Below are 18,372 nucleotides of genomic sequence, written 5' to 3'. Positions count from 1 at the left end.
TCCTTCTTTAATACTATTTTTCAGACTTTTTTCGCTGATCACTTCCATAACGGTCTTGTTCCTTGATTACACTACTTTTACGGCGATGCTTATTAATAAAATCTTGCTCAGCAGCGAAAATCATTAAAAAGTCGATAAAATTTTTACTAAAATTCTTTTTAAATTTGTCCCATCTATTTTTGGTCATTTTATATACCTCATAAATATCATTCATCTTTACTTTTATTCATTCTAGCATATCTATTTTTGTGCAAACGATTGCGTAATTTTAAAATAAAATTGTGGTAAAATAGAATTTGTAAAAGCGCTTACTTCAAGGAGGAAATATTTTATGGAAATATCTAAAGTACCATTTGGAACCTACAAAGGCGATCCAGTAACAAAATACATTTTAACGAACGATAATGGTGTTCAAGTAGGAATTCTTGATTTTGCCGGTTTACTTCAATCTTTTAAAGTTCCAACAAAAGATGGTGGTAAGGCCGATATGATTTTGACCTCTGAAAACCTCGACGAATTTACTAATAATGGCTTTTGTACTAATCGCTTAATCGGCCGGGTTGCTGGACGAATTGCAGATGGTAAGTTCAGTATTAACGGTAACGATTACCAAATCGAACAAAACGAAGGTAAAAATGCTCTTCATGGTGGAACTAATGGTTTTTACAGTCACATTTGGCATGTTGATAGCACGAAAGCAACTGATGATTCTGTTTCCATCACTCTTAGTTTAACCTTAAGTCCTGAAGTTGATACATACCCTGGTAAGATGCATGTTACTGCAACCTACACTTTAACTAATGACGACTTTCTTTCACTTAAGATGGCGGCTACTACTGATGCAGATACGTTGTTCAATCCTACCAACCACACTTACTGGAATATGGCAGCAGCAAATGTTCCAACGGTTGATCAATTAAAGCTTTATGTCAACTCCGAAAATCACTTAGCTGTTGACGACGGCAAGATTCCAACTGGTGAAAAGATCGCTAACGAAGGAACTCCATTTGACTTTAGTACCCCAACTACAATGGGCGATGCACTAGAAAAAATGAGTTCAACTAAGGAAAACGGTTTTGACGATATTTGGGAAGTTACTCCTAGTCTCACAAAGCCAGTTGCCACACTTGAAGATCCAGAAAGCGGCCGAAAGATGAGTCTTTACTCCGATCGTAACGGATTAGTTATGTATACGATGAACTCAGATGATGCAGCGGTTTACAATCACGGACAAGTTCATCCCCACCTTGGATTAGCAATGGAAGCGCAAAATCTTTCGGATGCACCTCATCACCCAGAATTTGGCGATATTACTTTACATCCGGGCGAAGAAAAAGCATACACCATTAAATGGCACGTTGAATACTAATTAAATTACCAAGTGAAATGCACTAAAAAAAGAGATCGACAATTTGCCGATCTCTTTTTATGTGTTAGGAATTATAAATTAGTCTTTGTCATCTGGGTTATACTTCCCAGCCTTTTGAAGGATTCCCTTTGCCTTTTCAAGGTAGTGGTGTTCTGCACGGAATGCCTTGATCTTGCCACCTTCATCATCGGTAAGAGCTGCTAGCTTTTCATCAAGTTCCTTAAATTCCTTGTTAAGGTCCTTAATAACGCCTTCTTCATCTTCCATGTAAACATAGTGATTTTCTGCTGGATCTTTACGACCTTCACCAGCACGTTCTTCAAGCTTTACTGAGTCCTTATCTACTTTCCAAGCATGCTTAAGGATTGACTTAATATCCTTAATTGTTTCGTGTTGAGCAGTACGGTGCTTCTCATTGTCAACACTATCTTCAATCTTTGTTAAGTGTCCTTCAGCATCTGCAATCTTCTTTGCAATACGATCCAAAGCCTTAAGTTGACGTTTTGCGTAATCAGCCATAAATAATTACCTCCTAATATAATAGCTATAATTCCTAATTCACTTTTATTATATTTTTATAATTTAAATTATAAAAATAATGCGTCTTAAAATTATAGTTAATTTTATTCTGAGGTAATTTCAGCGCTTAAATAAATAGATGATTGATAGAAATTCTCCTATTCAATCATCTATTTATTAAAACATCGACTTTTTAGCAACGCTTTGGCTTGTACTTACTGGAATATTAAAATCAGGCAACCCTGGAATATGCAACTCAATTGAGCCAACTTGTTGATTTTTCTTTAGCGGCGCAGTTAGTTGTTTTTGATCATCTCCCTGCACTCGTAATGTTGGTTTAGTTGCTTGTAATTTTATATTCTTTGGAAGCCAAACGGTAGTCTTCTTTGTTAGCTTAATATTAGCCTTATTTTTATTTTTACCATTCTTTACTTTTACACTAGTAAGCTTGGCCGAAAGATCATTTACTTTTTTGATTTCAACCGGCTGGTACTCATCGATTAACTTATTATAAAAGTCTTGCTGCATCTTTGACTGATCATTCCATTCCCCTTTTGTATGTAAGGCAACTAAAATAATCCGGCGTCCTGCAAAGGTTCCTGTTGACACAATACATTTACCCGCACGATCAGTATTTCCAGTCTTTAAGCCGTCAATTTCCCCATCCTTAGGAGCGAAACCGTTTTGCGGCAAAAGAGCATTCACATTTGTCATTAAATATTGTTGGTCTTTAGTTACATCAAAGTTAGCAAATTTTTGTTTTGTAATGTCGAGAGTTTCAGGATAGTTTTCAACAAGATACTTTGAGATAAGAGCAACATCTTTAGCAGATAGTAAGTTTTCGGCATCTTTATCTACACCCTTAAGTTTGTGTTTTCCTAAGTCCCCGTTAGGCAACCCGATCATATTGTAGATTTTTATATCTGTAACTCCAGCTTTTTTCGCAAATGCCATCATCTTTTTATTAAAGGCTTCTGTACTGCCCGCGTCAGCTAATGCCAATGCTTCTGTACTTCCATCAGCAGATACGAGCATCATCGAATCAACTAACTGACGGACTGTGTATTCTTCCCCATTCATTAATGGGACATTTGAAAAGTGCCAATCATCCGCCATCTTGGCAACTGCTGGTGTAATCTTAATCTTTTGATCCCATTTTAAATGATGGTTTCGAATATCTTGTAAAATTACTCCTAAAGTTAAGATTTTAATTACAGATGCAATTGGATAGCGTTTAGTTGCATTTTTTTGGTATAGAACCTGGCCACTTTCTGCATCAATCGCATAAGCTGCTCGTGCATCCATCTGAAAAGCCGCAGTATCAGCATGAACTTTTGCGAACATCCCCAAGCCATTTAAACAGATACTAATTATTGCCGTCATTAATAATAATTTGGCAAAAAAAGATTTAACTTTTTTCATTATAACAATTTCTCTCCTTTACACATCTAACTATCATATCCTATTCTGTCTAAAAAAGGTGTAACGATTTGGTAACAATTCAAATGAAATCCTTATTTTTCATTAAATTAAGAAGTTGCACCTTTTAACTTTCAAAAATTATCTGTATTATTAATAAGTATGCTAATTTTAATCAGAAAGGGTCGGTTAAAAAATGCAAAGATCGCAACGTCATCGTCGTAAACCGCGCAGGCTTATCTTAATTATTATTGCTATTCTGCTTATTATTATGGGTGTTCGGCACTTCAGCTCGACAAGTGCCCGCCTAAAATCCGCATGGAATAAAATCATCTTCACTTCCAATAATAATGTCAGTATTGCGGTATATTCACCAAAGACCCACCAAATTTATACTTCTAGTAATGCACCCCAGCATAAGTTTCGAACTGCTAGTACAGTAAAGGTTAGTATTTTAGCAGGGATTCTTGCTAAACAACAAAGTCCCCTTACAAGCCATCAAAAATCACTTGCCACTAAAATGATTGAGCAGAGTGACAATGATTCAACTAGCGAATTATTTGAAGATTATCTTGGCGGAAAAAACGGTCTCCAACAAACTTTTGAAAAATTTGGCATGACCCAATCTCAGGCTAATAGCAGTTGGGGATTAACTGTTACTACTCCAAAAGATCAAGTTAAACTATTAAATAATATTTTCTATAAGTCTAAAGTTTTATCTGATGACGAAAGAAGTGAAATTCGTGATTTAATGGGTAATGTTGAAAGTGACCAAGCCTGGGGGATCTCAGCAAGTAGCGATAATTTTGCATTAAAAAATGGTTGGCTAAATTACGGTAAAGATGAATGGATCGTCAATAGTATTGGCTACGTAAAAAATAGCAACGGAAAAGACTACACAATTGCAGTTTATACTGATAAAAATCAATCAATGGCCGCGGGACAACAAGTAATTGAACAACTTGCTCGTGTAACAAAGCCAATATTAGACTAAATTGAAATGATAAACAAAATAGGGGCTGGAAGAAAACTTCAAATTTTCTTCCAGCCCCATTTTTATAGGTAGTTTATTGAGAGAGATAAAGCGTTTTGGAAAGGAATACTACCTATTTTGTTTTGAGAGAGATTACTAATTAATTTGATGACTATTTTTGTTCCATCACTTTTTCACCATTAGCTGTAATAGTGAAAGTCTTGTTAGCAGCATCAGCATCAAGAACAGCCACATTCTTGCCATCCTTATCTTTTCGCGTAACCTTGATAGTTGTTTCAGTTGGTGTTTCCACTTCAATTGAACCATCAAGATCAAAGGCTGCAAATTTATTCCGCCATGCAAGTAAGTCTAAGAGGTTCTTAACTACTGGACGTTGAACTTCTTGTGCAACTTCTTCTTTAGTGTAGTAGTGACGGTTGATGTTCCGACCTTCCTTAGTCTTTTCAAGTAATTCAAGGTCATTTGAACCAGCAAGTAAACCAACATAGTAAACCATTGGAATACCAGGTGCAAATACTTGGAATGCACGAGAAAGCAAGTAAGCTTTGTCATCGTCACCTAATGCAGAGTAGTAAGTAGAGTTAATTTGGTAAATATCCAAGTTGTTGTATTCAGCACTTGAGTATTTCCGCTTAACGTTAGCACCAACCTTGTATAATTCATTGGATGCATATTCGATTTCATCATCAGTTAAGATATCCTTAGCATCAACAACCCCAATACCATCATGAGTATCAAGAGTAGTAAATTGCTTCATTGGTGACATCTTTAACCACTTAGCAAGGCGGTTAGTCTTACCAGAGTAAAGGGTATAAAGAGTAGTCATTGGTAAGGTAAAGTCATAGATGAAGAAGTCATGTTGTGAAATCTTTTGTGGAATAGTGTAGTGTTCGTGAATTTCAGGAAGGATGATGGCCTTGTAAGGAGCCAAAATATCTTGAACTTCATTTAAGAGATCCCAGATTTCAGGTTCAACGAAGAAATCATTAGTACCAACTTTCTTAATAGCGTAAGCAAAGGCATCAAGACGAATCATATCTGCACCGTGCTTAACCATGTCAATTAATGTTTCCTTGAAGAATTCGTTAGCTACCTTACTCTTAACATTAATATCAATTTGTTCTTCACCGAAAGTGTTCCATAAGTTTTCAGTAGTACCATCATCAAAGGTAATTTCTTGCTTAGGAGCCTTATCCTTTCGCTTGTAAATTAAGTCAACATCTTCTTGAGTTGGACGGTTCTTACCAGCTTTTTCCCAGAACTTTTCCCAACGAATAAAGAAGTCGTTGTACTTAGAATCATCGTGCTTCTTCTTGAAGTCTTGGTACATTTCAGACTTCTTGGAAATATGGTTAATCATGAAGTCAAACATTAAGTAGTAGTCTTCACCTAATGCTTCAACATCATCCCAGTTACCAAAAGCAGAATCAACAACATCGTAACGGTATGGTGCGAAACCACGGTCACCAGTTGATGGGAAGAATGGAAGTAAGTGAACACCGCCGATTGCATCACCGATATAGTTCTTTAATACTTCATGAGTTTCTTTAATATTTTTACCCATTGAGTCAGAGTAAGTAATTAACATTGCTTCATTTTTGATTGGCATAATGATATCCTCCAATAATTTTAAATTTAGTTAACTTGTTTAGAATGACGAGTTGCAAAGAAAATAATTAAGGCAATAACTATTAGCATTACCCCGTAGATTGGGAATGGTGCGGCAAGATCAAGGCCACTCATTGGGCGACCAACTAACCGATTCATCCATTCAGCAATTGTTGGTGAGAAGAAAGCTCCAAAGTTAAAACCAATCAGTACCATTGAAGTTACTAATGGTTGACGCTTAGCAGGAGCTAAATCCGGCAACAAGTTAAAAATCAACGGAGAAACTAATTGTAGTGGGAAGCCGATTAAAAGCAAACCAATTACTAACATTGCAAAGTTGCCGTTTGCGAAGGCAAATAAGAAGTTTGAAATGGCCATTAACCCGAGACCAAGGTAAACAGTGTTAAAACCTAACACTTTATTAATTGATCCGTAGAATAAACCACCAAGCGTTGCCCCAATTAACATTAAGGAAAGGAACATTGATGAACCAGTATAGCTACTTCCCTTAATTGCAACGGTTAGGCCAGGGAAACGATTTTCCATTCCAACATAATCTACAACTAAGAGGAAGGCAAAGAGAACAAGGAGGTAAACTACTGGACTAATCTTTTTAATTGGTTCTTCCACTTCAGTTAATTCTTCAGCAAGATCGTCTTCTGCAACGTTATTATCTTGTGCTTTGCTATCGTCAGGAACACGAACTGCAAAGAAGAAAAGAACAACGAAAGCAAGAAGATAAACGGCAAATGATGCATGCCAACCTGCATAACTAAGAATTAATCCGGCAATTGCAAGGGTACAAGCTTGACCGATTTGTTCAGCCGCAGCACGCCAACCAAGCATTTGAGCTCGGGTTGTACCTTCATACCAAACTGAAATCATCGAAATTGCTTGAGAGTTATATAAACCAAATCCTGCTCCTAAAACTAACCGGGAAATCAAAATCGCAGTGTAGTCATTCGCAAACATAGGAACAATTCCGGCAAGACCAACAATTGTAACCCCGGCCATAATAATCTTTTTATCAGAAATATTGAACCATTGTTGAAGTAATGGTGAAAGGACAACAAAAATCATTACAGCAAATGATGGAGTTGTAACTAAATATTCTGACTGTGTCTGTGAGATTCCGAGTGCCGCCTTTAATTGCGGTAAAGAACCTTGAATGGCATAAGCACTCGTAACCATGAATGAAACTGACAGGAATGCCAATTTGGTAACAAGAGAATTTTTGTTATTCATAATTAGTAGGTACTCTTTCTATAGGTATTTGACAAACGTTTATCATTTTTGTACATCAATAATATACAATGAACTTTTTAAAATGTCAAACGTTTAACAAAGATTTATTACAAAAAATTGTAATCAATTACATTGTTATTATAACGCACTTTAAATGAAAATAGATGAAAACGGATGAGAACGCTATTTTAGCTCTTTTTTGAACGATTTGTGAACAACTATACATTATATTTTTATAATTTTTTTATTAAAAAAGAGTAAAGCAATGACTAATTCATCGTTTTACTCTTTTTTACTTAATCCACACAAAGCTTCTTGATTGCCTGCGCATAGATTTCCATCGCTTTATACATGTCTGGCAATGGCCACTGTTCATTAGCTTGATGCATATAATCGGGAGTTGTTGGTAACATTCCGCCAAAGGCAACACAATTATTCATGGTTCGAGCAAATGTTGCCCCACCAGAAATTTGTGGTTCAGCATCAACATCCCCAGTTTGTTCTTTATAAACTTTCATCAAAGTTTGCACTAATTTACTGTCTTTTGGAACGTACAGGGGTGCTAAATAATCAAAATGAACATACTTCAAATCATAAGCTGCCACCTGTTTACTTAGTTTTGCTAGTAAATTATCGCGATCGATCGTTACGGGAATTCGTAAATCAATCTGCATTCTTGTTTCATTTTCATTAATCTCAAGACTAGAAATATTGAAAGTTAATTGTCCAGACTCATCGCGAACATCACCGAGAACATTGCTCCCCGTTGCATCTTCCTTAAATAATTTGCCAATAAAATCAAGTGGCTTAAAATCAAAAACATCATCAAGCGCAATCGCTAACCGTAAAACAGCATTCGTTCCTTCCGGTGCCATCATCGCATGAACAGACTTACCAATAACAGTAATCGAATTGTCGTCACTTGTATATTCAAAGCCATGCTTATCTAAAGCCGCCTTCACTTCATCCTGCTTTGGGCCATCGTACACTGCACTATCAGGGACCGCATTAAACGCATTTTTCAAGTTAATCTTTAGTTGATCTGTTCCTGGACCAACGAGATAAGATTGTTGCAACCCCTTTTCAGCATAAATTAATGGAAATTCAGCATCAGGAGAAATTCCACTATCAATTGGCGCTTCCTTTTTATTATATTCAGCAATTCCACGCCATAGAATTTCTTCATCAGTTCCATAAATAAAACGAATTCGTTGATTGAAGTGATAACCTTGATCCATCAATGCTTTAACAGCATATAAAGCTGCAATTCCTGGACCTTTATCATCTTGTGACCCTCGTCCATAAACTGCATCATTGATTACTGTGCCTTTAAATGGATTATGTTTCCATTTGCCTAAATCGCCGGCAGGAACCGTATCAAGATGACAAATTACACCAAAAATTTTGTCCCCACTACCAACTTCTGCATAGCTATAGTACCCGTCTGGATCTTCATAGGTCTTAAAACCTAATTCATCACAAATCTTCATCATTTCATCGAGGGCGTTACGAATTCCTTTGCCAAATGGTGCGCCTTCTTCTACTGGTTGATTATATGATGGAACAGAAATTAGTCGTTCTAAAGTTTTAACAGCAGCTTTTTGTTCATCTTCTGTAATAATTTTATCCATTTAAATCCCCTCCTAGAGCAAGGCAGCAATTCCTAAGAACAAGCAAGTAGCAACAAAGAGATAAATCATTAATTTCAGCATCCACTTCCACCAAATGCCGACATTAATATGCGCAATTGCTAATGCTCCCATAACAACTCCCGAAGTTGGGGTAATAAGGTTAACCCAACCCGAAGCTGCTTGATAAGCAGTAATAACAAGGCTACCAGAAACATGCGCAAAATGTCCCATTGGTCCGATAATTCCCATCGTTGCCGCAGCTAACCCAGACGTTGATGGAATTAAGAATGACATTGGGATATAGAAAATGTAAGTCAAAATAATAAAGATCGTTTGTGATAATCCATGAAGGCCCAATTCTCCCCAGTGAAGAACTGTTCCAGTGATCATCCCATTATTCATTATTACTTGAATTCCCCGTGCAACTGCCACAATAATTGCAACGCTTAAGAAATCTCCCATTCCTGACATGAAAGCATCAATAAATTCGCTTTCCTTCATATGGTAAACAGCCATAATCAAGACCGACATAAAGAGGAAGAGCATGGTAATTTCATTGAAGTACCATGTTCCAAGGGGTGCCATATCATGCCCTAATAAGTCGCCTAGGAATGGAATATTAACCAACCACTTTGTAAATTTATCAAAAAATGTCCAATGGCTATTAAGGTTTGACCATGGAATTAGTCCTAGAATCATCACAACAAAAGTAATTCCGAATAGCCAAATAACTGTCTTTTGACGACCGGTCATCTTATGATCGTCATTAGGATCAGCCTTGACTAAAAAGTGCTTTTCATCTTCTGCTCGTTGATTGTAAACCAATGATTTAGTTGGATCTTTTTCAATTACCGATGCATAGTGGTAAACATAAATAATACTAATCGTTATCGTAATAATTAAAAGGATTACCCGGGAAACTAAACCATCACCAGGAGAAATATTTAACGTTTGAGAAGCTACTCCTGTGGCAAACGGGTTAACAGTTGATGCTAAACAACCAACTTGACTTCCCACTAAAGCAATCGCAACCGCTACAATTGAATCAAAGCCAACACCCATCATCACGGGGATCAAGAGAGGATAGAATGCAATCGTTTCTTCCCCCATTCCATATGTTGATCCACCAAGAGCAAACAGAAGCATTAAAATTGGAATCAATTGTTTTTCTCGTCCCTTATACTGGCGAACGATTGAACCGATTCCTTCGTTTAATGCATTTGTCTTATTAACCACTCCCAAGAATCCACCAATAACAAGAATAAATAGTGATACTGAGATGGCTCCATCTGTCTTTTTGTCACCGACCATCCCGATAACGGGTGCCATAAAGACATCCCAAATTCCCTGGGGTTTATTTGTCACCGCCTTATATGTGCCAGAAATAATATTTCCAGCTTTATCCGTCTCATATGTCCCTGCTGGTATAATCCACGTTAAAATTGCAATTAAAATAATAATTAAAAATAAAATTGTAAACGCAGAGGGCATATGAAAATGATGTTTTTTCTTCGTTTGTGTTTCCTGCACAATAACCGCCTCTTTTGTAAAATTAGTATCAATTTTATTTTAATTCGGTTTGAAAGCGGCTTCAACTCAATCTAAAAATTATCCTTAAAGAATGCTATAATTGCCTTGTAATAATTTTAAGGAGGCTGAAGCTAATGGTAATGAATCCTAATAAAGCACAAGACGTTTGGAAAGACGCCGGTGAACATGTCCAATTTACTGTATTAGAATTAAAACGAGAAAATCAAGCAAAGGAACAAGAAGCAATTCAAGAATTTGTTGAACGGTTCCAAGCAATTACTCGATCACTGCGAATTCGGGATAATAAGGGTAATCTTAAAGTTTCTTTAGGCTTTAGCAACGACGCATGGGACTATCTTTTCCCAAATGCCCCTAAACCCAAAGAATTAGAAACTTACCAAACATTAACCGGGCCAAAATACAAAATGCCTGCCGCAAAAGGAGATATTTTCCTCCATATTCGTGCAAACGATGAGGCTGCAGTTTATGAATTCATGGCTCAAGTAATGCTCTTTATTAGAGATATTACTAATGTTGTTGATGAAACAAAGGGCTTTCGCTATTTTGAAGGCCGGGCCATTATTGGCTTTATTGATGGAACTGAAAATCCGGAACCTCAGGATGCTGCTGAATACGCAATTATTGGTGATGAGGATCCTACGTTTGAAAATGGTTCATATGCCTTTGCACAAAAATGGCGGCATAACATGGACATTTGGAATAAGCTAACTACTGAAACGCAAGAAAAAGCTGTTGGACGAAAGAAGTTTTCTGACTTAGAATTAAGCGAAAAAGAGAAGTTTAAGAATGCTCATAATGTCGCTTCCCAAGCGGAAATTGATGGTATTGAACAGAAGATTGTGCGCATGAATGTTCCATATTCAGACCCTGCCGCTGATAATACTGGAACTTTCTTTATTGGTTATTCACGGCATTGGACTGTAACTAAGAAGATGCTTGAAAATATGCTTGAGCAAAACGATTATCTCCTAACTTTCTCTGATATTTTAGGTGGTCAACTCTTCTTTATTCCTTCGCGTCCAATGTTGGATCAAATTGCTGAAGGCGAATTAAATTAGTTGATTGACAAGTTGAAGGCAAATTGCTATATTATTAGCAGCAAATTTTAGGAGGGATCATCCATTGAAATTTTAATTCTACACAATTTAATGTATCTGGAACTGTGGATTCACGCAGAAAGGTACTACGGGTAGAATTATTTTTCAATGATTGATCAATAAATGAGAACTAATGGGCCAATACCATTAGTTTAAAAGTCTACCTGTAGTGGTGGGCTTTTTTTCGTTACCTTTTCTGCGAGTAACGAAAGGGTGGTTTTTTAATGGAACCAATCACGATAAATAATTTAACTTTTGCTTATCCGGGACAAGAACCGCTTTTTAATCATTGTGATCTTAATATTAGCAGCGATTGGAAACTTGGTCTTCTTGGACGAAACGGTCGGGGCAAAACCACACTACTCAAAATCTTGCAAAAGCAACTTTCCTTTCAAGGAAGTATTCAAACCAATCTTAAGTTTAACTATTATCCATTAGTAATTCGTGAACCGAATGATTACACAATGAATGTCCTTATGAGAAGTGGCTATCAAGGTGAGCAATGGCAAATCGAACGAGAATTAAATTTGATGGCAACTCCCACAGAATTACTATGGCAACCTTTCAGTAGTCTTAGTGGTGGCGAACAAACACATGTGATGCTAGCAACCCTTTTTGCCCAGGATGGATATTTCCCCCTGCTTGACGAACCGACTAATCACCTTGATCAGGATGGTCGAAAACAAATTGCTCAATATCTAAAAGCGAAAAAAAACGGCTTCATTATCACTAGCCATGACCGAGATTTTCTCGATAAAGTCATTGACCATTCATTAGTGATTGAACAACACCAGCTTGTTTTAACCCGTGGTAATTACAGTGATTATTTCGTTCATAAGGAGCAACGAGATTCTACGGCCATCAAGAAAAACGAAAATTTATTAAAAGATATTCATCATTTAAAGCAAACACGTCAGGCAAAATCTCAATGGGCTCAACAAGCAGAAAATGAAAAGAAGAATAATTCTCATGCGGATAAAGGCTTTATTGGTGCCAAAGCTGCAAAAATGATGAAAAAAGCAACCATAATGAAAGGACGCTTAGACACCGCAATCGAGGAACGAAAAGGACTTTTAAAAGAGATTGAAAATGTTGTTCCGCTAACAATTAATGTCCTCCCCACTAATCATCAACTATTGTTAAGCATTAATGATCTAACGTTATCGTATCCAACTAAACAACTCTGTTCTAATATCACTGCAACCATTGAAAAAAATGAGCAGGTCCTGCTCTGTGGGAATAATGGTACTGGAAAATCTAGTATTATTAATGCAATCATCGGGACATTCAGTGGTAAGCAAAGCGGAGATATACTTTTTAGCAGTGCCCTTAAAATCAGCACAGTACGTCAAGATTATTCTGATAATCATGGAAGTTTACGTAGTTTTGCATCTTCTTCTAAAATTAACTACGATCAATTTCTTAACCTTCTTCGTAAATTAGGGATGGAACGTGCTACTTTTAATGTTCCGATTGAAGAAATGAGTATGGGACAACAAAAGAAGGTTGAACTAGCACGGTCATTAGCTGAGCCCGCTCACCTTTATTTATGGGATGAGCCGCTAAATTATCTTGATACCTATAATCAGCAACAACTAATTCAGTTAATTCAAGAAAAGCGACCACCAATGCTAATTGTTGAACATGATCAAAATTTCATTAAGCAAACTGCCACAAAGAAAATTGAAATTTAATATTTCCTGGGAAATAATCAAATTTACCAACTTAATGTAAAAAAGGAGCTGTGACACAAGTTAGGTCACTTCCACAAAATACGAACAGCGCAGTACAACAATGGCCTTCATCGTCCGGCAAAGTCGAACGTTGAAGGCCTATTGTTGCTTGCGGGGGCTCGAAAACGAAGTCACGAGTGACTTCTGTCTCGCTCCCATAATTTTTAGCTAAATTAAATTCAATTCAGTTAACCACTCAAGAAATAGTGGGAACCACTTTCCCATATGATTATCTACCCGATCATTATTGACAATACCAGTATATTCGTTAGCTAATGCGATTCCATGTCCCCCAGTGCCAAACTCATGTAATTCATATGGAACATCATACTTGATTAACGCATCTGCATATACTTGGAGGTGATCAACAAAGGGAGTTAATTCATCTTTTGCCGATCCCCACATAAAGGTTGGTGGTGTTTGTGGATTTACCAATTCCGCTACATTTTCTGTTGTAACCCCCATGCGTTCATCAATCAAGGGTTGAATAACAGGATATCCTAATGCGGCAAATTTAGCGTGTGTTAGTTTTTCGTTACTATATGCAGCGGCAATTTGGCCTCCTGCAGAAAAGCCAATAATTCCCAGTCGATCAACGTCAACATCTAATTCATTTGCATGGTTAACAATATATTCAAATGCTTGGTGAACTGCTATTTTGGCTTCTTCATAATTTTTATGTTCAACTACTGGATACCGCATAACAAATGTTTGCCATGCATGGGTTGCAAACGTTAATGCCACCCGCTCAGAATCTCGTTCCATAATCTTGTTATAACTGCCTCCTGGCAAAATAACAAGGCCGGGTAAAGTTTTATCAGTATTACTATGATAAATATCTAGAGACGAATATGGTTGATCTAAGTTAACACTTTTAATTTCCATTTTCTCACCTCATTTTGATTTTGCTAAATGTTAAAATTACAAATAATAGTATAACCTCAATATGCAATAAACGATACAGGTAAAAAATTGTTATTAATTCACAAATTTCCCCTTGTTTATCATGATACATTTGTTAAAGTGATAAGGTATCAATTATTATTTGGGGGTTAGAAAATCTAATGAGTATTATGAAGACTAAGTCATTCTGGATTGCTGCTATTATGACCTTAATTTGTTCTGTTGCTGGGGTGCTTTTAGCAAAACTACCTTATGTCAACCTGATTGGAGCATTGGTTATTGCTTTATTATTAGGTATTGCCATGCAGTTGACTCCTGCTAGCTTGCGGAATGAGGCTCAAGGCGGCATCGGATTTATTTCTAACAAATTTTTACGGCTTGGTATTATTCTTCTTGGTTTCCGCTTAAACCTAGAAAAACTTGCTGCCGCTGGGGTTAAGACTATTTTGGTTGCGGCTATTGGGGTTACCGGAACGATTGTCCTCACTTATTGGCTTAGTCGAAAGTTTGGTGCAGAAGATGAATTAGCTATCCTTTCTGCTTGTGGCTGTGGTATTTGTGGAGCGGCTGCTGTAATGGGGGTTTCACCACAAATTGAAACTGACAACGAGGAGCGCAAACGAGAAAATGAAGTATTAGCTGTTGCTGTTGTTTGTGTAATGGGGACAGTTTTTACTTTAGTTGAAATTGGAATCAAGCCACTCCTCGGGCTTACTGATCCACAGTTTGGAATTGTTGCCGGTGGTTCATTACATGAAATTGCTCATGCCGTTGCAGCCGGGGGAGCTTTTGGTGAAGCAAGTTTAGATAACGCCCTTATTATGAAACTTTCACGGGTTCTTCTCTTAGCGCCAGTCGCTTTAATTGTTGGTTACTGGTATCAACACCGCCTTATAGTTGAAAGTGAAGAAGAACATACTAAAGAACCAAAGAAATTACCAATTCCTTGGTTCCTTGGTGGTTTTATTTTAACTAGTGTGTTAGGAACCTTTCTTCCATTCTCACCAGCCTTTCTTGATGCACTTGTTCAAGCAGCCTATATCTTTTTAGGAATGGCAATGGCTGCATTAGGTGTTTCAGTAAACTTTAAGGTTATTTTTAAACGTGGAGGGGCCGTTTTGGGTGCGGCTGTGATTAGCTCAACCTGTTTATTGGTATTTATGATTATTATGAGTAAAATATTCTTCTAAGTTATTAAAAGCGTTAAATTGAGGATTTATTTTAGTGGCATATAGCCATTCCTCCAATTTAACGCTTTTTATTTATATTCTTCTATTTAACCGTCTTTCCCAGCTGGTAAGCTTCTTCAACATGTTTAGCTAGTTTTTGATTATTCCAAGAATCAGCTGCGAGCACCTCTCCTACTTTATCCCAACGCATATATTCAAGCAATTGCTTAAAATATAAGTTAAGTGAAGCAAAGGCATCTTCTTGACCATAACCACTTACTAAAGTAATAGCTTTCTTTCCGCCGTGAAGTTCATGGTTATAGTTGTAGAAACGATCAATCACTGCTTTTAGCGCTGCATTGATCCCGTAATAATATAGCGAACTAACCAAGACTACCATGTCTGCCGCTAACAGCTTAGGCATTACTTCATTAGTAATAACATCATTCGGTTCAATCGCAACTTCTTGTCCGGGATGATTGTCTTCCAATTTAATCATCGAAAATTCATCGGTCCGGCGTCCAGCATCAAAGCGATAAACTTCATTTCCTGCTTCAGTTGCGCCCTTAACAAAGGCATCTGCTAATTGCTCAGAAGTTCCTGGATGATGGGGACTTCCTGTTAATACAATAATCTTCATCATGATCCCGTCCTTTCTTATTTAATTATAGTGATAGTTCGACTAAATTAGAAATAGAAACATTGAATATTAATAGATAACTAAAATGAATTAACGAGGCCAACTAAAGATTTTCAACCAATTTAACTTAGTACGCTCTCGTTTTTGTTCTTCCTTAATGTATGAACGATCCGTAATGAAATGAAAGATATTCATGCCTATTCCTCATAAATATGTTCACTAAGGTAGCGCTCGCTTGAATCAGGAAATACCGTGACTAAATTAGCCCCGTGTGGCAATTCTTTAGCAACTTCTAAACTTGCCGCAAGCGCAGCCCCACTAGAGCTACCAATAAAGAGGCCGAGATTTTTAGCAACCCAGCGAACATAATAGAATGCATCCTCATCACTGATTGTTTTTACCCCGGTATAATCTAAGTCCTTGAAAAACGGTGGAATAAACTCCACTCCAATTCCTTCTGTACGGTGACTATGGGCTGGACCCCCATTTAAAATCGATCCGGCTGGTTCAACAATATAGCCTTTTAATTCTGGGTAAGCATCTTGGAGCGCCTTTTGAATTCCCGCAAAAGTGCCACCACTTCCTGCACCAGCTACAAAGGCCGCCAGCGGTTTATTAGCAAGATCAGCTAAAATTTCCGGTCCCAAGGTGCGTTGATAAACATCAGCATTCGCTGGATTCTGGAATTGTAAAGGCACGTAAGCATCCCCGATTTCAGCAGCTAATTCTTTGGCGGCCGCAATTGCTCCTTTGATCCCTTCTTCACTCGGAGTATTAATCACTTCGGCTCCCAACGCACGCATTAATGTTTGCTTTTCAAAACTAAACTTTTCTGGTACCACTAATTTAACTGGTAAATGGTATTTTAGTGCTGCTAAAGCGACTCCAATCCCTGTATTTCCGGCAGTTGGCTCGATGATTGTCGTTGTATCTTTTATTTTTCCTTCTTCCATTCCTCGCTGGATTAGCGCCATCCCCAAACGATCCTTGATACTGCCGCCTGGGTTAAACATTTCGAGCTTAGCATAAATATTAACGTCATTCGGAGTCTTCATCGGCAAGTGCATCAAGGGGGTGTGACCAATCAAATCATAAGTATTTTCAACTAACATAATAGTTCCTTCTTCCTCAGAAAAGTAAGTGGGAATTAACCTCCTCGACAAGGCGGTGGGCTAAGGATAGAATGGTGATTAGCACGGCACGGGCTGATTATCGTTCGAACTTAGCCTCGAGCCTTGTGGTTAATTTCCACGATATCGTAACAATATACCTATAAAAAACGAGGCTGTTGAAAAAACAAAAGTTTTTTCTCAGCCTCGCCTTATGTGTTATCAACTTGATAGTAATTCAATTAAAAATGAGTATACCAAAAAGTGAGTCGCATAAGACGCGATTCACAACAACAAATATTTGCGTTAACAAAATAATTGTTTTCCATTGGTAATTTCCTCGTATTTCAAATTACAGTAATAATAACTAGTTAAAAGTAAGTTGTCAAGAAAATTTACATAGACAGGTGTAAAATAAAAAAGAATCATTTTATAAAACAGGAGCGCTACACATGAAAAAGAACGGACTATTATTAGTCAATCTCGGTTCACCCGATACGCCAACAACTCCCGACGTTAAGCGTTATTTGAAAGAATTTCTCAGCGATCGGAATGTTATCGAAATGCCACCAGCACTATGGCAACCACTCCTTCGCGGAATTATTCTTCCAACTCGGTCATGGCGATCAGCGACTTTTTATCGTAATTGTTGGACAAAAGATGGGTCTCCATTGATTGTCTACACAGAACGGTTGGTTGCTAAGGTCCAGAAATTGATGCCGGAGTGGATTGTCAAAATGGCAATGACCTATGGCAAGCCTAAAATTAGTGACACAATTGTCGAAATGAAAAAGGAATGTCAAAATATTACGGTTCTCCCTCTCTTCCCTTTTTTCACTAAAAGTACAACCCAAACGGTTATTGAGAAGGTAAAGGATGCTGATCCAGAAGCGAAAATAATTGATCGTTTCTCGGCAGAAGAAGATTATTTAGACTTATTGGCTAAGCAAATCCAAACGGCATGGGATAAAGGGAAATATGACAAATTACTCATTTCGTATCATGGAATTCCGACAGCCATGGTTAATCATGGTGATCCTTATCGTGATGAAACAGAAGCGGCCACCGCGGAACTGATTAAACGGCTGGACATTCCTGAAAAGCAAATTAAGATGGCTTACCAATCTAAGTTTGGCCCAATGCCATGGTTAAAACCTTACCTCCGGAATACGCTGCTTAATGAGGCACAACTCGGTCATCGTGATGTGTTAGTCGTTGCTCCATCATTTGTAGCGGACTGTTTAGAAACATTAGAAGAAGATCAAGTGCAGAACTATCAAGTCTTTCGTGAAAATGGCGGAAATAACCTTGTAATGGTCCCTTCGCTCAATGACTCACCAGAATTTGCTCAGTTTATTACTGATCTTGTGCAACGAAAGGGATAA

16 protein-coding genes are annotated in these 18,372 nt (G+C 37.5%); 6 read left to right on the top strand and 10 right to left on the bottom strand.

The window, feature by feature from the left end; genetic code table 11:
• Positions 1 to 13: 13 nt before the first annotated feature.
• The gene (locus QOS06_RS03535; protein ID WP_003670730.1) at positions 14 to 214 is read right to left on the bottom strand and encodes a hypothetical protein; all 201 of its coding nucleotides are present in this window, start codon (positions 212 to 214) and stop codon (positions 14 to 16) included.
• 117 nt (positions 215 to 331) lie between these two features.
• On the opposite strand from QOS06_RS03535, the gene QOS06_RS03530 reads away from it, so the two are divergent.
• Positions 332 to 1,369: an aldose epimerase family protein gene (locus tag QOS06_RS03530; protein ID WP_085679004.1), complete on the top strand. Its 1,038-nt coding sequence runs from the start codon at positions 332 to 334 to the stop codon at positions 1,367 to 1,369.
• Positions 1,370 to 1,447: 78 nt separating this feature from the next.
• Here the strand turns inward: QOS06_RS03530 and QOS06_RS03525 are convergent, their stop codons facing one another.
• Both QOS06_RS03525 and QOS06_RS03520 read right to left on the bottom strand, forming a co-directional pair.
• Positions 1,448 to 1,888 carry a hypothetical protein gene (locus QOS06_RS03525; RefSeq protein WP_283595506.1) on the bottom strand — a complete coding sequence of 147 codons (441 nt, stop codon included), beginning with the start codon at positions 1,886 to 1,888 and terminating at the stop codon, positions 1,448 to 1,450.
• A 177-nt stretch (positions 1,889 to 2,065) separates the two neighbouring features.
• Complete coding sequence (locus QOS06_RS03520; RefSeq protein WP_098046620.1) at positions 2,066 to 3,310, bottom strand: D-alanyl-D-alanine carboxypeptidase family protein; 1,245 nt, start codon at positions 3,308 to 3,310, stop codon at positions 2,066 to 2,068.
• Positions 3,311 to 3,503: 193 nt separating this feature from the next.
• Between QOS06_RS03520 and QOS06_RS03515 the strand changes: the two genes are divergently transcribed.
• Complete coding sequence (locus QOS06_RS03515) at positions 3,504 to 4,301, top strand: serine hydrolase (protein ID WP_099979686.1); 798 nt, start codon at positions 3,504 to 3,506, stop codon at positions 4,299 to 4,301.
• 151 nt (positions 4,302 to 4,452) lie between these two features.
• Here QOS06_RS03515 and gtfA read toward each other — a convergent pair whose 3' ends face one another.
• The 4 genes from gtfA to QOS06_RS03495 form a co-directional block, all read right to left on the bottom strand.
• A complete protein-coding gene (gene gtfA, locus QOS06_RS03510) occupies positions 4,453 to 5,910 on the bottom strand; it encodes a sucrose phosphorylase (RefSeq protein ID WP_003668877.1) in 1,458 nt (485 codons plus the stop codon).
• A 26-nt stretch (positions 5,911 to 5,936) separates the two neighbouring features.
• Positions 5,937 to 7,154, bottom strand: a complete 1,218-nt coding sequence (locus QOS06_RS03505; protein ID WP_228340886.1) for an MFS transporter — start codon at positions 7,152 to 7,154, stop codon at positions 5,937 to 5,939.
• Between the two features lie 296 nt (positions 7,155 to 7,450).
• Entirely contained in the window at positions 7,451 to 8,785 is a 1,335-nt protein-coding gene (locus QOS06_RS03500) for a dipeptidase (RefSeq protein ID WP_003670741.1), read from the bottom strand.
• A gap of 12 nt (positions 8,786 to 8,797) precedes the next feature.
• Positions 8,798 to 10,315 carry a YfcC family protein gene (locus QOS06_RS03495; RefSeq protein ID WP_283595504.1) on the bottom strand — a complete coding sequence of 506 codons (1,518 nt, stop codon included), beginning with the start codon at positions 10,313 to 10,315 and terminating at the stop codon, positions 8,798 to 8,800.
• 134 nt (positions 10,316 to 10,449) lie between these two features.
• On the opposite strand from QOS06_RS03495, the gene QOS06_RS03490 reads away from it, so the two are divergent.
• Together QOS06_RS03490 and abc-f are read left to right on the top strand one after the other, a co-directional pair.
• Positions 10,450 to 11,394, top strand: a complete 945-nt coding sequence (locus QOS06_RS03490) for a Dyp-type peroxidase (protein WP_011953543.1) — start codon at positions 10,450 to 10,452, stop codon at positions 11,392 to 11,394.
• A gap of 263 nt (positions 11,395 to 11,657) precedes the next feature.
• A complete protein-coding gene (gene abc-f / locus QOS06_RS03485; RefSeq protein WP_152709213.1) occupies positions 11,658 to 13,127 on the top strand; it encodes a ribosomal protection-like ABC-F family protein in 1,470 nt (489 codons plus the stop codon).
• Between the two features lie 207 nt (positions 13,128 to 13,334).
• Here abc-f and QOS06_RS03480 read toward each other — a convergent pair whose 3' ends face one another.
• Positions 13,335 to 14,051, bottom strand: a complete 717-nt coding sequence (locus QOS06_RS03480; RefSeq protein WP_283595502.1) for an alpha/beta hydrolase — start codon at positions 14,049 to 14,051, stop codon at positions 13,335 to 13,337.
• Between the two features lie 179 nt (positions 14,052 to 14,230).
• Between QOS06_RS03480 and QOS06_RS03475 the strand changes: the two genes are divergently transcribed.
• On the top strand, positions 14,231 to 15,259 hold the full coding sequence (locus tag QOS06_RS03475) for a YeiH family protein (RefSeq protein ID WP_085719326.1): 1,029 nt from the start codon (positions 14,231 to 14,233) through the stop codon (positions 15,257 to 15,259).
• Between the two features lie 82 nt (positions 15,260 to 15,341).
• Here the strand turns inward: QOS06_RS03475 and QOS06_RS03470 are convergent, their stop codons facing one another.
• Together QOS06_RS03470 and QOS06_RS03465 are read right to left on the bottom strand one after the other, a co-directional pair.
• A complete protein-coding gene (locus QOS06_RS03470; RefSeq protein WP_085720086.1) occupies positions 15,342 to 15,881 on the bottom strand; it encodes a flavodoxin family protein in 540 nt (179 codons plus the stop codon).
• Between the two features lie 194 nt (positions 15,882 to 16,075).
• Complete coding sequence (locus QOS06_RS03465) at positions 16,076 to 16,990, bottom strand: PLP-dependent cysteine synthase family protein (RefSeq protein ID WP_085679021.1); 915 nt, start codon at positions 16,988 to 16,990, stop codon at positions 16,076 to 16,078.
• A gap of 449 nt (positions 16,991 to 17,439) precedes the next feature.
• Here QOS06_RS03465 and hemH point away from each other — a divergent pair, with 449 nt between their 5' ends.
• A complete protein-coding gene (gene hemH, locus QOS06_RS03460) occupies positions 17,440 to 18,372 on the top strand; it encodes a ferrochelatase (protein ID WP_152719107.1) in 933 nt (310 codons plus the stop codon).

Origin of the sequence: Limosilactobacillus sp. DJ3M12, assembly GCF_947381695.1 — a bacterium.
GTDB classification, from domain to species: Bacteria; Bacillota; Bacilli; order Lactobacillales; family Lactobacillaceae; genus Limosilactobacillus; species Limosilactobacillus kinnaridis.
The sequence above is the reverse complement of the archived record's forward strand: the minus strand, read 5'-3'. Positions and strand labels throughout refer to the sequence as shown.